Here is a 15,473-nt window from a genome sequence, read left to right as displayed (position 1 = left end):
CGCTTGAAATCAGTCTGCTGCCAAATTCCCTGATACGGTAATTCTTGTAACCATGCTTCCAGTCCCTCATCAAATAAGGCGCTAAATGAGTTTGGCGTCACGGGCACATCGCGTTGATCCAGCAACAATGTGTTTTTTAGCTGCTGAATCAGTGCTGCTTTCTGGGCATCGGCTTCTTGATAGCTCAATCCCGTTGTGAGCAAGCGCATACCACAATTGATATCAGTGCCAATCGCCGCCGGGATCACCAAATCTTCTGTAGTGGCTACAATACTGCCAACCGGTGCTGTTGAGCCTGGATGGAAATCGGGTGTTGCCCTCGCCTCACAAACCTTGGCATCACTGCCGGGAACACGTACTGATGCAAGATCAAGCAGTTGCTGTACCGCTCTTTCTTCCAATGGCAAGGATTTGGGTAACAGAACCTTGGCTTCAATTTGGTTTCTGTTGAAATGATAAATAGAGTTTTCGTAATGTGTTTCGATTCCCTGACGGGATAGACGTTTTTGTAATCGATTAAATGTAGACATGTTTGCTACCTAGAAAAACAAAAAACCGCTTCTTCCGTTTTGATGGGAAGAAGTGTTGTTTTTCCTGCAGCAGCACAAATTCAGGAAGGATTAGGGGCGCTATTTTAGTCATGAAGATTGGGATTGTAAAGGCTCCCCAAACAACTTAAAGAAATGACAACAACATCATAATACAACGTCAAATTAGAGCAGGTTTCCGTACCGTTGGGTTTCAAACCTCTTGAAGAATGTATGAATCCGCCTCGTGAAAAAAGAAATCACCTTGTCAACATACCGCTAACAGGGTGAGGGGAACTATCTCATTAAGCCTGCAAAGCAGGCTCATGAATATTATTTTCGATGCAAATCACGCATCATAGCTTCACGTAATATCGCGTTAAGCCTCGTCTGATAACCTTTTCCGGTGTCTTTAAGCCAAGCCAGAACATCTGCATCAATTCTTATCGACGTTTGTTTTTTAACCGGACGATAGAACTGCCCTTGTGTGGCGTTCTTCCAGAAAGCGTTATCCAGTGGTTCAATGTCGCTGTAATCGATATCACTATCTGGCTTATCGGAAAGCTCCCGAAGTTCACCTTCCCGTTTTTCACTCAGCGGCGGCAGTTCGTTTCTTTTATATCTAACCATGCTCATAACGTCTCCTCTCATTCCGCTCGGCTTTTCGGGCACTGATAATACGAATGACTTCGGTGCCATCTTCAAACCGTGTTGTATGTGCAACCATAACACCCATTTTTAATCAGGCACAAAATCTCCAACCTATTCCTTTTTTCGAATAATTCGGCGCCGTTTATTAAACAGATCTGGCGATATCGTCTGCGCGACACACTGCCACGTAATTTTAGCAATATCAACGCCTTGCTTGGCGAAATAATCGGTCAGCGCTGACTGGCACTGTTTGAGGATCGCCATATCGCAATCACCTTCCAGGCGCAGCAATAAATCCGTTTGTGTCAGCCGATAATCACTTGTCAGCGGCAGGGTATTGGCAATAATCCGCGAGCAAGGATCAGCAAAAATGCCTACATTGCCACCATCCTGCGCCGGCAGAATCAACTGATCATCGCTGCGCCCTTCAATGCGCTCGATCGCCCGTGCCGGATTGCCGCAAGCGCACGGGGTTTTCTTCACCAGCAAAATATCATCAAGCTGATAACGCACAATCGGCTGAGTTTCCCGCGTAAAATCGGTAATGATCGGGTTAAAACGCGATTCATCAATCCAGTTTGGCTCAATATGCAGAAATTCTTCATTCAGATGCAGCGTCCCATGCGGGCAGGTACACGCCAGAAAACCTTCCGTTGCCTGATAAATTTCGCCCACGTCCCGAAATACGCTCTGCAACAGTTGGCGATCTTGCGGCTCCAGCACTTCTGCCACCGAAATCACTTTCACTGGCGACACGGCGGCTTCACCTTGTTGAATCTTCAATGCCAGCGCCCGCAATACTTGGGCAGGTGCCACAATAATCGTGGGTTGATACTCTGTCAATGCCCGCACCTGCTGATTAAAGTCAGCGAACAGATCAAAAAAACGAAAGGAGATCCAACGGTTTTGCACGCTGTCATAGAGATTATTGCCCGCCCGCAAAAACAGCGCGACCCGCTCACCGTGCAATAAGCCCTTTGGCAGCATTTTGGCGAGCATGATCCCTGCCCAAATGTTCCGCTCTTTCGGGCTGATAACGAAAATGCCGCGCTGCCCGGATGTGCCCGATGACATGCCAACGCTGAATTTGCCGACCGTGGGTTTGAAATCCCGTGACTGTTCGCTCAACCGGGCACAAGCCAGAAGCTCCTCACGCTTAAGACCCGCCGTGTTCATCTGGTCGAAATTTTCCATCATGATGGCTTTATTCATCAACGGATATTCCGCCAACGGTAAATCACGGTATGCGGAAAAATAGGGGCTTTTCGCCAGCACCTGATGCTTAAATCTGGCTAATGCCTTTAATTGGTGTTGTTCAAGCTGCTCGCGGTTGGAGAATTTCCACTGTTTTTTGGCCTTCCAGTAGTACCAAAATATTTTGAATATCATTGCAAATCTCCCTCATGGCATAACTGGATTGGGATCTGCTTTTGGTCAATTTGATGCAGCTTATGCAAGGTGTCGTAATAGGCACGGCGGTCATCCATAATGATATTCGCCAACATTGCAGGCCCCCGCAGTTCACGGTAATTCGTTGGTGACCAGGCGGCATCTCCCGCCAGCAATACCCATCCCTGCGGCGTCAATACACACAAGCCAAGGTGCCCGGCCGCATGTCCCGGCAGCGGAACGATCAATATCTGTTTCTGGCTGCCCGGCACGGCATAACCTTCCCCCAAGACGGCTAATTCTTCCGGCAATGGGCTGGTTGCGAACCCTTCATAAAAATGGGTTCTGGATTCGAAATCTTCCGGGATTAGCCCCCGCACAAAGGCTTTTTTCAGCGCAGCGATACCACGCAAGTGGCGGGTTTGCTGCCAACCTTGCCCCGAACAGATAAATTTGGTCTGCGGAAAATCCCGTAATCCGGCGATATGGTCACCATGAAAGTGAGAAATGATGATGCCCTCAATATCACGCGCCTGAATGCCTTCTGCTTTTAGCTGCATCACCAATGAATCTTTAGTGTCAAAGTAGACCGGCGTGACCCTGCGATATAAGCGGATGATCCCACTGCGGGTATGATCGTAAAAATGGCTGGCGTATCCGGTATCCAGTAGCCAACGCTTATCATGACACTCCAGCAACCACGCACGGGCGGGAAATTTACACACGCGAAGACTGGCACCTTTCAGTGCCATGCAACCGGGATGAGTGCAATATCCCGCCTCAAAAACACGCATCTTAACCATGTGAACCCGTCTGTTGGTCTGTCTGTTTCAGCCAGTTGGCCGTTAAATGAATACCTTCTTCCATGCTATAAATCGGCGAATATCCCAGTTCTTCCCGCGCCTTTGAGTTATCCAGTGTCATGGAGTAATAAGCCGCCCCAATACCGTAACGTGTCAGCAACGGCTCTTTTCGGGTAAGCAGGGCAATGCCTTCCAGTATTGCCGCAACGCCATACAGCAGTGGATAAGGCAATGATTTGATCCGGTAATCAAACTGCATTTCATCAAATAATTGCCCCAAAATTTTCGCCAATGGCTGTGGTTGTTGATTGGTAATGTTATATATCGCGCCACTTTGCAACCCTTCGCGCTGAGTCGCCAGTGACATAGCGTGGACGACATTCATGACGTAAGTGATATCTAACACATTTCTTCCCCCCGCCGGCAAGGCCATAACGCCTTTGCTGGCTTTAACCTGAGCCAGCAGGCGCGGCAACAACACTCGATCATGCGGGCCAAATAACCCACGGGGGCGCAGGATAATGTAAGTGGTATCAGGATAGCGGGGAATCTGTTGGTGTATGCACTCTTCCGCCAAAAATTTGGTTCGAGCGTAATCATTGGCGAAGCGCTGGCTGCGCTGCTCTTCGGTAATATTTTGTTGATGTGAAAAATTAAAATAGACCGCCGGAGTAGAAATATGGATAAACCGCCGGATACCCCCGATGCCTGCCGCCTGTACCAACCGGGATGTCGCCGTCAAATTGATGCGCTCAAATTCATCAGGATCACCCCAGGGCGAGGATTTGGCGGCACAATGCCAGACGGCATCACAATCTGACATCAGTTCGCTGGCTTCATCCACGGTTAACGTCGCCAGCTCAGCGCGGCGAAACTCCGCGCCCAATTGCGCCAATAACGCGCCCGCCTGCGGATCACGCCCGGTTGCCACCACGGCTTCACCCTGCGATAACAGGTAATCAACGGCATTGCGCCCCAACCCACTTGTTGCACCGGTTACAAGAATTTTCATGGTCTTAAGATCATCTCACTTAATGAAAGACCCGCGGCCGTGCCAAGCAACATCACATAATCACGACCGTAATAGCGATCAGTCATCATGGCTTCATGCAACGCACTGGGGATGGATGCCGAGACCTGATTACCGCGACAGCGGTAGATATTCACAAAGCGTTCATCCTTGATATTCAATCGCTTGAGAATATGTTTCAGCCCCAAATGACTCGCCTGATGCGGTACGACGGTATCAATATCAGACATGTTGAGATTGGCATCCGCCAGTACACGTTCGGTAAAACCTTCAATCAATGAAGCCGTCAGTTTAAACAGGGGCTTACCCTGCATCTGGAACAGAAAATCACTGTCTTCCATGCCAGTACGCAGATTCTTGCGGGTTCCGCCCGCCCGGATTTCACATAATTCGAGACCTTCCGGATAAGTTTCATGTTTGTAGGTCACAATCCCACTTTGCCCATCGCCTCTTTCGACGATCATGCAAGCCGCGCCATCGCCAAAAATCAGCGAGGACTCTTGGTGTGACCAGTCAATGCCACGCGAAGCCATTTCTGCGGAGACAATCGCAATACGCCGATACTGCCGGGTCGCCAACAAGCCACCGGCAACACTCAGCGCAGAGATAAAACTGACACAGCTTGCATTAATATCAAAGCAAGCGATCCCAGCTTTTAATTGACTCTCTTTTAAAATATGGGCAGCGGAATAAGGTAAGGCTTGGATCGGGATGGCAGAAGCCGAAATCAGCAAGTCAATGGAATCCGGCGAAATTTGATGAGTTTTTAACGTATCATGCAAAGCCTCTGCGGCTAATTTAGCTTGAGACAATTTATAATCTGCATGATAGCGATATTCTATTCCAGAATGTTTTTCGACAAAACCACGCGGTTTATTTAACTTCAAGTCTAAATCGGAGGAATACACTTTGTTTTCTGGTAAAGCGATACCAGATGCAATGATCTTTAATGGGATCAATTCATGTGAGTTTTTCATTTTTTTTATCACTTCCAAATGTTAATTTTTTGTTTAATTTTATTGTCAGAATATGAAGTGGATTCTGAGTAGGGGTGAGAATAAATGAGTATTTATCAGATAGTCCGTTAAACAGGAAGTCTATATTTATGATACATCATATTACTAAATTGAAATATCCAATCCAGCCACATGAAAAATAAAAAGTTTTCTCGGTTCTTCCTTTCAATGCCATAAATTTTTTTTAATATGTCAAACATGTCATGAGATTTCACTATAGAATTTGTTGTGTCTATGTAAAATAAAGGTCAATGTTAATTAACAAATAAACCAACTTGATTTAATTCATATTAATAGTTATTTTGATTTTTTATTTCATTAGTGAATTATATAAATAACTTCTTTCTCTGACGATCAGAGCCAGTTGAGAAAGCCTGTAAAATTAACTGACACAGAATACCGGCCACAGCCGCTGTTAATATTCCCGCCATCAGGTCGATAAACAGATGCCGTCGCAATTGGATAATGGAAAAGCCAATCAATACTCCCCACGTTAACCACAGCCACCGCCGGATCTTTTGCTCCTTTTGCCAAAGGGCATAGACGGATAATACCGTCAGTGAAGCATGTAATGAAGGCAGACAATTTTGTGTCGAATCTATCATGCTCAAATAAGCCAGCAGGCGATCGGCGATGTTGTCACCTGCAATTGGCGGATAATCGAGCGTTGTCGGATAGAGCACATATATCCCCCCAGAAAACAGGGCACAGCCCTGCATTGCCAACATCAGCCAGCGAATACGGGATAATGGGCAGTATAAATAGGCCAGAGGTATTAACAGGAAGAATGAGAGATAGAGCCAAATACCGTTGGAAGAAAATGTGATCCATTCATCAATCACAGAAAGCGGCAATACCGTCGCGCGATCATCGGCATTCATTTGATAATTTGCAGTAAAATGGTAAACAACCCCAACCGTTCCCCATCCCAATAAACAGCATAATAATCGGTATATTAACCGTTCAATACGGTAGTTCATTCTGATCTCCTTATTCCTTACCATTTGGCAATGCAAAATATGATAATGCCCGTGTATATCATCATTCTATTTATTTAACTTAAGGTATAAATATGAAGAATATACTTTCTGAGTTCGGGGTTATAGTAGGCCATTATTTATCAGGCAATGGGGTGAACAGAAAGAGGATATTTCTTAATTAGCAGACAATTAACGTTAAATCCGATATTTCGCACCTAATTCTATAATATTATGATTTACCATCATATGGTTGTTTTGCTCTCATATGTTAATTGTTAGTTAAAACAGAATGTTACAGCATCAATGTGGAATGACGATTTTATACTCAACTGTTGGATTTCGCTTGATTATTTGTGATATACATCACAATTTCACTAATCCAACTCTATATGTCTATATTCAAAACAATAAAAATAAAAGATATTGATAATCATTTCTAAAAATTTTTGAGGATACGATGAAATTACTCGTATTACATGTGACTCAATTCTCTGTTTTTTTCGTGCTGTTTGCGTTAGTAAATTATTTTTTTATTTTAAACAGGAACAAAAAGAAATCAATAAAATTTTCACTTATCATTTCGGCAATATATCTATTAACTGAAATATTTTCATTTCATTTGCTGATGGCTTTTTATTATATAAGCACCCTGTTTATGGATGTAAATGGATAATTTCGTTAAATAACACCTTAAGGGTAAATGATGATTTTTATTTTGCTACGGGCAGTTCAATTTGTTTTTTTATATTTAATATTTGCGGTAGTAAGTTACTTTTTTGTATTGGATAGAAGCTTGAAGAAGACAATAATACTGTCTCTCTTTTTACCTTTTATATTTACAATAACACAAATTTCTTCTTTTATTTTAGCAAGCATACCTTTTTATATTTATGATGTTATTTCTAAATAGATTTTCATCATAGCGAGAGCTTGCAATCTTGTCCCGCGCGATGCACGGGACAAGATTAACTCCTGCCATTTTTAAACGCTATTTAGTTGAAAAAAATAACCATGTATAAGATATTGTTATTATTGGATTCGCCTCATAAGCGACCGCCTTGCGAACGACAGCTTTAAATTTATCTGACATAAATATCATTATATTTCATAATGATAGATAAAAATTAGATAGATAAAAAATTAATTTCATATGTGATTATGACTTTTTGTTATTTTATTTTTACTCTTGAAAGGTGTAAGTTTGATTGTCCTAGTCCGACAATGTTATATAGGAGGTCGTTTTGTATAAACAGAAAAAAAAGAGAGATAATCGAGTAATTTCCCTGAGAGATTCCATCAGAAATAAAAAGATAGAAATAAGAATATAACAGCTCAAATTGGATGGGGTGTACCAGATCAACTTTATCACGAAGCTATATCAGGAAGTAGGAAGTCATTGGAATTGAACTCCGAAAACTCAACAAAGGTCATTGCTGCCATCGTACATGAAATTGGACATATCATTCATGCACAACGAACCGAATCAAAAGAAAAATTTTGGCTTGCCAAAAGGATTGATCAACACAATATACATAATATCCCGGCAAAAATTGTTGAACAAGTGAGCGGTTATGCGATAGAGAAACAGAACTCTAATGAGTTTGTTGCAGAAGTTTTTACTGGTTTAGTGTATGGAAAAAAATACAGTCAAGAGGTATTAGAATATTATCAATATTATTCAGGGCCTGAACTCACTGGAATAAAACTTCCCGAATTACCACCTAATTGGAATCCCTAAAGATCATAACGATTCATTTTCTATTTTCTTCAGGAAAAATTATTTTACTGCATTGAAAATTGGAATCTAAAAGGTGTATAGATTATGTTTTATTACCTGGCATCGCAGCCAGGTATTTAAGCAATAATTGACAAAACAGTTTCGTTTGTCTCAATCAGAAAGGTTCAGTTCATGGGTGATACCGCAGTTTTCAACGAAGGCCTCATCATGGGAAACCAGCAGCAATGTCCCCTGATATTCACAAAGCAGCGCCTCTAATAACTGCCTGGAATCCAGATCAAGGTGGTTATCCGGTTCATCCAGCAAAAGCACGGCCGGCGGCGAGGGGCTGTGTATCAGCGCCAGCAGCGTGGCTTTCAATTGTTCTCCCCCACTGAGCTGGTTTAAAGGCTGGAGCGATTTATCTCCCCTTATCCGTAACATGCCGAGCTGAGTCCGCCATTGTTCGACAGAAAATGCACCTTGGTAGTGATGTAATGCTTCTGCAACTGGCAAGGTTTTATCCAGCAGGTTCAGGTGCTGGTCGAGATAACAAAAAGTGTCATTTATCCGATATTCTCCTGATACAGGCAGGATTTCTCCACTCAGCACTTTCAAGAGGGTGGATTTCCCGCTGCCGTTACTGCCTTTGATGTGCCAGTGTTCTCCGCTATACGCCGTGAATGAGAGTGGCTCAGAATAGCCGTAGGGTAATCTGAGCCTTAAGGCAAATAGGGTGACCTTTTGTCCGTCCGGCTGGTAGTTCAGCACCATTTTTTGTTGCCGGGTATGGGTCTTTTTCTCATTGAGTTCCTGTAATTGGGTTTGCAGGTTTCCCAATACCCGTTGATGATGTTGGGCAACATTAGACTGCCGCTGTTCTGCCCGGTTTTTCTGCATATCGAGTAACAGGAGTGACTGAGAACCACTGCGGCGGATAACTTCGCCTTGTCTGCGCCGCTGGGCGGCTTTTTGCAGGCTGGTCTGTTGTTGACGCTTTTCGTTACGGATTCGGGTATCCAGACGCTCAGAGGCCGCGTCAAGTGAGGCGATGGCAGAAGCCTTCTGCTCTGCATAAAGGGCATAGTTGCCGCCATACTCGCTGAGTCCCTTATCGGTTAACTCAAAAATCGCCTGCATATGAGCAAGCAAAGCACGATTATGGGTGACCACCAGCGCACCGGCTTTGTGTTGTTCCAGCCTGTCGGTCAGCCATTGCCGCCCTTCATGGTCGAGATGATTATCCGGCTCATCCAGCAGGAGAAAGTGGTCGCTATGCAGAAAAGCGCGGCACAGGGCAAGTCGGGTTTGTTGCCCGCCACTGAGGTTTTGTACCGGCGTCTCCATCAATACCGGTAAACGGGCGGAGTCCAGCAGGCTCTGCCATATCGCCGGTTGTTGCCACTGACCATCAAGTTGCTCGAAATCATCCATTGTCGCAGTTCCGGCTTCTACCCGCTGAAAAGCCTGATAGAGCGCGGTGACGCCCAAGGCATCGGCAAGGGTTTCTCCCGCCAGCCGGGTCAGTTGGTCAACATAGATAAAGGGCCTATTCCAGACGATATGCCCTGAGGCAGGCAATAATCTCTGCGCCAGCAGCCGTAACAGGACTGATTTGCCTTTTCCGTTACTGCCGATCAGGGCGGTTTGTTGGCAAAACAGTGTCCCGCTTAGGGGCGGAAATAGGTTTTTTTGGTTAAATTCGATACTCAGTTGTGAAAAATGACAGGCTATTGTCATGCGTACCTCCTGAATACAGGTGGCAGACAATGCAGGGATCTCTTTTCAGGAGAGAAACGGATGAGAACGGTTGTCTGCCAGGAACAGAAAAAAGAATACCTTTGGGTATCCGGATACATTTTCTGGCAGGACTTAGTTCATCGTAGGGAAATACCTTCTTAGTCAGGTTGGTCAGAGGAATAACGGTGACATTATAGTCAGAGATGATAATGTTAGGCAATACAGGCGCTAAAATCCTTCTTTTAGAGCCTGTATTCAAACGCAATACCGGTTTACTGACCGGCTTTCAGTTTTTGGAAATATTCTTCATACAGGATATTGGCATTGCCGACATCGCTCTGCCATTCGCCTTTCTGGATCACCGCTTCATCGGGATACAGCGATTTATCTTCTGTCATCGATTTTGGCAGTAATTTTTTCGCTTCCATGTTCGGGGTGGGGTAACCAATTTTCTTGGCAACCTGTGCCGCAATTTCCGGGCGCAACAAGAAATCGATTAACTTCATCGCACCATCGACATTCTTGGCATTCGCCGGAATAGCCAGGCTATCCATCCAGAAAATCCCGCCTTCTTTCGGCCAAATAATCTCCACCGGCGTACCCGCTTGGCGCGCAACATAAGCAGAACCGTTCCACATCATGCCGATATCCGCTTCCCCTTCCATAAAGGGATTGGCCGGATTGTCCGAGTTAAATGCCAGTACATTCGGCATCAGTTTTCTCAGCTCCTGATAAGCCGCTTCAATCTCTTTCGGATCGGTGGTATTGCCGGAATACCCCAGTTTCAGCAGCGCCATCTGGAAGACTTCACGCGCATCGTCAGTCAGCACCAGGCTGCTTTGGTATTCTGGCTTCCAAAGATCAGCCCAGGAGGAGAGCGTTTTGGGATCAATATTGTCGCCATTGACGCCAATCGCGGTGGCACCCCAAATATAAGGGATAGAATAATCGTTATTCGGATCAAAAGACTTGTGCAACAAATTAGGATCAAGATTATGGAAGTTGCTTAATTTGCTGGTATCGATTTTTCGCAACATCCCTTCTTTACTCATCTTCGAGACAAAGTAAGTAGATGGAACCACTAAATCATAAGCGTCATCTTTATAGGTTTTCAGCTTGGTGTACATGCTCTCATTGGATTCATAGGTGGAATAAATCACCTTAATCCCGGTTTCTTTCGTGAACTGGTTGAGCAAACCAGGCGGAACGTATTCAGTCCAGTTGTAGAAATACAGCGTCTTGCCATCATCAGCGGCATTCACCGAGCCAATGCTTAATGCCATCATCCCGGCGGCAAGCAGGTAAAACCACTTTTTCATGTCATCTTTTCCACGCAGTTAGTGCGTTAGTATCGTAATATAGGTTCCGCGTGAACCTACCCCCCAAAAAACGGCTATTATAAAAGCCGCATTTTGCAGGGTAAAGTCACAAACAAGAAAAGCGTGGCTAACCCGCAACCACGCTTACAAGAAGATTAAGACTTACCCGTGCGGTCACGCATCACAAATTGGCTAATCAGCACCAAAACCAACGACATCAGTAACAAAATCGTTGCCAATGCGTTCACTTCCGGCGAAATTCCCACTTTGACCATCGAATAGATCTTAAGGGGCAATATTTCATAGCTTGGCCCCGTCACAAATGAGGAGACAACCACATCGTCCATCGACAGGGTAAAGCTCAGTAGCCAACCCGCCATCACGGCCGGCATCGCCAGCGGCAGGATGATTTTTCGCAGAATCGTCAATTCCCCCGCCCCTAAATCACGCGCCGCTTCCAGCATCTTGACGTCGAAGTCTTTCAGGCGGGAGTAAACCGTGATCACGACAAACGGCAAGCAGAAGGTGATATGCGAAAACAGCAGTGACCAGAACCCCAGTGAGATGCCGAGCAGCATAAACAGCACCAGCAAGGAAATCGCCATCACGATATCCGGCGACATCATCACGACAAATAACATGCCACCGACAAACTTTTTGCCCCGGAACGAGTAACGATACAAGGCGACGGCGGTCAGGGAACCAATCAAGGTCGCGAAGGTGGCGGATGCAACCGCCATCGTCAGAGAGTGGCCGGCCGCTTGTAGCAGGCTGTCATTGGAAAACAACAGGCTATACCATTCGGTGGTAAAACCCTGCCAGCGAATGCCAAAACGTGATTGGTTAAACGAGCTTACCAGCAGGATAATAATCGGGATATACAGGTAAGCATAAACGATGGTCATAAAGCCACCGCGCAACAGGCGTCCGATCATTCCAGTTCCACCTTCTTGTTCAGTAACTTAGCCGCACGATAATAGACCAATAACATCAGCCCCATGACCAGCGTCAGACAGATACTGGTCGCCGCGCCAAACGGCCAGTCACGAATATTAAGGAACTGGCTCTTAATCACGTTACCGATCAGCAGGTTCTTCGCGCCGCCCATCAAATCCGCCACATAGAACAGCCCCATCGCCGGCAACATGACCAGCAAGCAACCGGCGATAATGCCCGGCATGGTGAGTGGCACAATGATACGGATAAAGGTCTGCAATTTCCCCGCACCCAGATCGCGCGCGGCTTCCAGACAAGATTTATCCAGCTTCTCAATGCTGGAATAAAGCGGCATCACCATAAACGGCAGCAGGATATAAACCAGCCCCAGCACAACGGCTTCGGGGGTATACATAATGCGCAACGGCTTATCGATAATTCCCACCCACAGCAGAAAATCATTCATATAGCCACGGGTACTGAGGAACATCTTCAAGCCATAAATCCGGATTAACGAGTTCGTCCAGAACGGCACGATCAGCAGGAATAGCATCAGCGGCCGCAGTTTCTCCGGCATACGCGCCAGGAAAAAAGCGAACGGATAGCCAATCACCAGACAGCACAGCGTCGCGACAATCGCCATATTCAGTGAATGCAGCAACACTTCGGCATACAGTGGATCGAACAGTCGGCTATAGTTATCCAGCGAGAAGACCATCTGCACTAAATTGGCATCATCACGGGTCAGGAAGCTGGTTCCGATGATCATCAGGTTCGGCAAAAAGACGAACAGCATCAGCCAGGCGACGATGCCCGTAATGACAATATTCTGGAATAGCTTACGCGTCTTCTTCATCGACCAGCACAACCTCCCAGCTTTCCACCCACGTCACGGCAATCTTTTGGTTCAGAGAATGGTCAACATCAGGATCATCTTCGTTGAAAAATTCACTTACCATGACCATCTTGCCATTTTCCATTTCGACCACGGAATCCAGCGTCATGCCCTTGTAGTTGCGCTCACGCACATAACCAATCAGCCCCGATACCTGCTCACCGTTATTGATCTCTTCTACCCGCAGATCTTCCGGGCGCAGCAGCACTTTCAGCGTTTGCCCAACCGTCACCGGCAGCGACGTGAAAATATCGCACTCGTGACCTTCGACATTGGCGCGTATCCGTTGCTCATCAATGCGATGCAGCACTTCGGCATCAAAAATATTGATTTCACCGATAAAGCGGGCAACAAACAGGTTTTTCGGCTCTTCATAAATCTCACGCGGAGAGCCATCTTGCTCAATGCGCCCGTCACGCATCACCACGATGCGGTCAGACATCACCAGCGCCTCTTCCTGATCATGGGTCACGAAGATAAAGGTGATGCCGAGCTTACGCTGGAGCGCCTTCAACTCATTTTGCATCTGCTTGCGCAATTTGTAATCGAGCGCGGACAGCGATTCATCCAGCAGCAGCACCTTGGGTTTATTCACCACGGCACGGGCAATGGCCACACGCTGTTGCTGACCGCCGGAAAGCTGGGCAGGCTTACGCTGGGCAAACTCTCCGAGCTGAACCATGCGCAATGCTTCCTCAACACGCGGGGCAATCTCTTTCTCCGGTGTCTTCTGCATTCGAAGCCCGAAAGCGACATTTTCAAATACGGTCATGTGGGGGAACAGGGCATAACTTTGGAAAACCGTATTAACGTGACGGTGCTCGGCGGGAATATCGGTAATATCCTGCCCTTCCAGTAAAATTTTGCCGCCATCCGCATCTTCCAGCCCGGCAATCAGACGGAGTACTGTGGTTTTGCCGCAACCGGATGGCCCAAGAATGGTCAGGAACTCGCCATCATTGATGGTCAAATCGAGCGGTGAAATAACTTGTTTACCGTCGAAACCCTTACTCAAGGCTTTCAGTTCAACAAGTGGTGTCAGAGAGGTATTCTCAGTCATTTATGCTATCATCTATCCCTTGGAATAATGCAGATAGAACCGCCACGGGAAAAGACTGTGTCAGCTAGCGGGAGGCATCATTTCTCCGCTAAAGCTCAAAGCCAGTGGCGCCGGTTGAAATTACGAAGCGCGCATCATAAACGCAGTAAGGCCAAATTGAAAGCTGAAACAATGACAATATGTCATTTTTTATTACCATTTCACAAATAATAACATCAAGTATCATTTTGATGATAATTATATCGCATTGAAATTATTTCTTATTGATTGCTTTCCAACCAGAAAATAGTGTTATCTTTCAATAAATTCAGACCGATCCCCAAGGCAAACGCCATCACCATCAACCCCCTGCCCGTTGATACATTCCACAGGCGCGGACGTTCGTTCTCTTGCTGTGGTATTCTGACGCGCTTTTTTATTGGTGGGGTCTATGGATTTATGAGGATGATTTTATTGTTTTAATAACCCTTTTTATCATTGGTTTATTTTATTGAAATAAAAATAATTAAGCTCACTATCCCCCTGTCAGAAGATACAGACAAATTGGCATTATGTTTTTTCCAAACGGAGATTGATTATGAAAAATGCAACAACACCCTTACTAGAAGGCCATACCATCACAGATTATCTGGGTGTCGTCACTGGGGAAACGATTCTTGGTGTAAATATTGTGAAGGATTTTTTTGCCGGGGTCAGGGATATCGTCGGTGGACGTTCTGGCGCTTATGAAAAAGAATTGAAAAATGCACGGGAGATTGCCTTTGCAGAAATGAATGCACAAGCCCAGGCTTTAGGTGCCAATGCGGTTGTCGGCATTGATATTGACTATGAAACCGTCGGCAAAAATGGCGGTATGCTGATGGTCGCCGTATCGGGAACAGCGGTTAGGATTGTGTAAAGAGCAATTGTACTGAGTTTGTAAGTTAGGCCATCGATTGGGTGGCTTAATGAGAAAAGAGTCTATAGCAGCGAAACAAGCCATGTGGCAGCATCTGGAAAATGTGAGGCGGCGACTGCTGGTGTTATTGGATGTCGATGATTCGGATTTTGATGGGTATTTGTTTGAGTAACTGTAAGTTTCCTTTACCTGGCTTTATGTAATTTAAATAAGATAGCGGCAAAATTCGTTTGCCAAGGAGTTATAAATATAAACTGCACCTATTTATATTGTAAAAAAACATGATCCAATAATGAGTAAACAGACTTAATATCGATTATTCAAAATGGTTTTATCCAATTATTTTACTGAATCATATGGAAGTTGAGGTGATTCTACTAAGTAAACCAATGAAATAATTTGCACTTTTGTTATAATGACGGACATGCTAATAAACCCACTGACTGCTTCTACTCATGAAATCAAAGATAGTGCTTTCTGAACCTGAACGAATTACGTTGCAACAACTTGCC

Annotated in this window: 14 protein-coding genes and 2 pseudogenes; 3 read left to right on the top strand and 13 right to left on the bottom strand. The window is 45.4% G+C overall.

The genetic code is table 11. The annotated features are described in order from the left end of the window. The 8 genes and pseudogenes from PSI15_RS15225 to PSI15_RS15190 form a co-directional block, all read right to left on the bottom strand. Positions 1-530 (bottom strand): RtcB family protein (locus PSI15_RS15225; protein ID WP_273584257.1); only part of this gene is annotated, 530 nt, incomplete at its 3' end. 330 nt (positions 531-860) lie between these two features. Beyond that, positions 861-1,163 (bottom strand): BrnA antitoxin family protein, encoded by a 303-nt coding sequence (locus PSI15_RS15220; RefSeq protein ID WP_273584256.1) that lies wholly within the window; start codon positions 1,161-1,163, stop codon positions 861-863. Further along, positions 1,150-1,257, bottom strand: a pseudogene (locus tag PSI15_RS15215) (BrnT family toxin); the annotation flags it as partial. The pseudogene PSI15_RS15215 and the gene PSI15_RS15220, both read right to left, overlap by 14 nt. Positions 1,258-1,289: 32 nt before the next feature. Continuing rightward, complete coding sequence (locus tag PSI15_RS15210) at positions 1,290-2,567, bottom strand: F390 synthetase-related protein (protein WP_273584255.1); 1,278 nt, start codon at positions 2,565-2,567, stop codon at positions 1,290-1,292. After that, on the bottom strand, positions 2,564-3,370 hold the full coding sequence (locus PSI15_RS15205; protein ID WP_273584254.1) for an MBL fold metallo-hydrolase: 807 nt from the start codon (positions 3,368-3,370) through the stop codon (positions 2,564-2,566). Before PSI15_RS15205 ends, PSI15_RS15210 begins: the two co-directional genes overlap by 4 nt. After that, positions 3,363-4,382: an NAD-dependent epimerase/dehydratase family protein gene (locus PSI15_RS15200; RefSeq protein ID WP_273584253.1), complete on the bottom strand. Its 1,020-nt coding sequence runs from the start codon at positions 4,380-4,382 to the stop codon at positions 3,363-3,365. Before PSI15_RS15200 ends, PSI15_RS15205 begins: the two co-directional genes overlap by 8 nt. Next, on the bottom strand, positions 4,379-5,377 hold the full coding sequence (locus PSI15_RS15195) for a 3-oxoacyl-[acyl-carrier-protein] synthase III C-terminal domain-containing protein (RefSeq protein WP_273584252.1): 999 nt from the start codon (positions 5,375-5,377) through the stop codon (positions 4,379-4,381). The genes PSI15_RS15200 and PSI15_RS15195 overlap by 4 nt, the downstream gene beginning before the upstream one ends. 365 nt (positions 5,378-5,742) lie before the next feature. Next, complete coding sequence (locus tag PSI15_RS15190; RefSeq protein ID WP_273584251.1) at positions 5,743-6,396, bottom strand: phosphatase PAP2 family protein; 654 nt, start codon at positions 6,394-6,396, stop codon at positions 5,743-5,745. A gap of 1,402 nt (positions 6,397-7,798) precedes the next feature. Here PSI15_RS15190 and PSI15_RS15185 point away from each other — a divergent pair. Further along, positions 7,799-8,134: a hypothetical protein gene (locus PSI15_RS15185; protein ID WP_273584250.1), complete on the top strand. Its 336-nt coding sequence runs from the start codon at positions 7,799-7,801 to the stop codon at positions 8,132-8,134. 150 nt (positions 8,135-8,284) lie between these two features. Here the strand turns inward: PSI15_RS15185 and PSI15_RS15180 are convergent, their stop codons facing one another. The 5 genes from PSI15_RS15180 to potA all read right to left on the bottom strand — a co-directional run bounded on the left by PSI15_RS15180 (position 8,285) and on the right by potA (position 14,063). Continuing rightward, complete coding sequence (locus tag PSI15_RS15180) at positions 8,285-9,853, bottom strand: ATP-binding cassette domain-containing protein (RefSeq protein WP_273584249.1); 1,569 nt, start codon at positions 9,851-9,853, stop codon at positions 8,285-8,287. 272 nt (positions 9,854-10,125) lie between these two features. Continuing rightward, the gene (gene potD / locus PSI15_RS15175; RefSeq protein WP_273584248.1) at positions 10,126-11,172 is read right to left on the bottom strand and encodes a spermidine/putrescine ABC transporter substrate-binding protein PotD; all 1,047 of its coding nucleotides are present in this window, start codon (positions 11,170-11,172) and stop codon (positions 10,126-10,128) included. Positions 11,173-11,327: 155 nt separating this feature from the next. Further along, positions 11,328-12,107: a spermidine/putrescine ABC transporter permease PotC gene (gene potC, locus PSI15_RS15170; protein WP_273584247.1), complete on the bottom strand. Its 780-nt coding sequence runs from the start codon at positions 12,105-12,107 to the stop codon at positions 11,328-11,330. Beyond that, positions 12,104-12,964 (bottom strand): spermidine/putrescine ABC transporter permease PotB, encoded by an 861-nt coding sequence (gene potB, locus PSI15_RS15165; RefSeq protein WP_273584246.1) that lies wholly within the window; start codon positions 12,962-12,964, stop codon positions 12,104-12,106. Before potB ends, potC begins: the two co-directional genes overlap by 4 nt. Beyond that, positions 12,948-14,063, bottom strand: coding sequence for a spermidine/putrescine ABC transporter ATP-binding protein PotA (gene potA / locus PSI15_RS15160; RefSeq protein ID WP_273584245.1), 1,116 nt, complete (start codon positions 14,061-14,063; stop codon positions 12,948-12,950). The genes potB and potA overlap by 17 nt, the downstream gene beginning before the upstream one ends. 577 nt (positions 14,064-14,640) lie before the next feature. Here potA and PSI15_RS15155 point away from each other — a divergent pair. Beyond that, on the top strand, positions 14,641-14,961 hold the full coding sequence (locus tag PSI15_RS15155) for a heavy metal-binding domain-containing protein (RefSeq protein ID WP_273584244.1): 321 nt from the start codon (positions 14,641-14,643) through the stop codon (positions 14,959-14,961). 58 nt (positions 14,962-15,019) lie between these two features. Next, a pseudogene (locus tag PSI15_RS15150) lies at positions 15,020-15,133 on the top strand (GntR family transcriptional regulator); the annotation flags it as partial. Positions 15,134-15,473: the final 340 nt, after the last annotated feature.

Source organism: Xenorhabdus sp. PR6a, from assembly GCF_028599065.1.
Taxonomy (GTDB): domain Bacteria; phylum Pseudomonadota; class Gammaproteobacteria; order Enterobacterales; family Enterobacteriaceae; genus Xenorhabdus; species Xenorhabdus doucetiae.
This window is presented reverse-complemented; position numbering and strand designations above follow the sequence as displayed.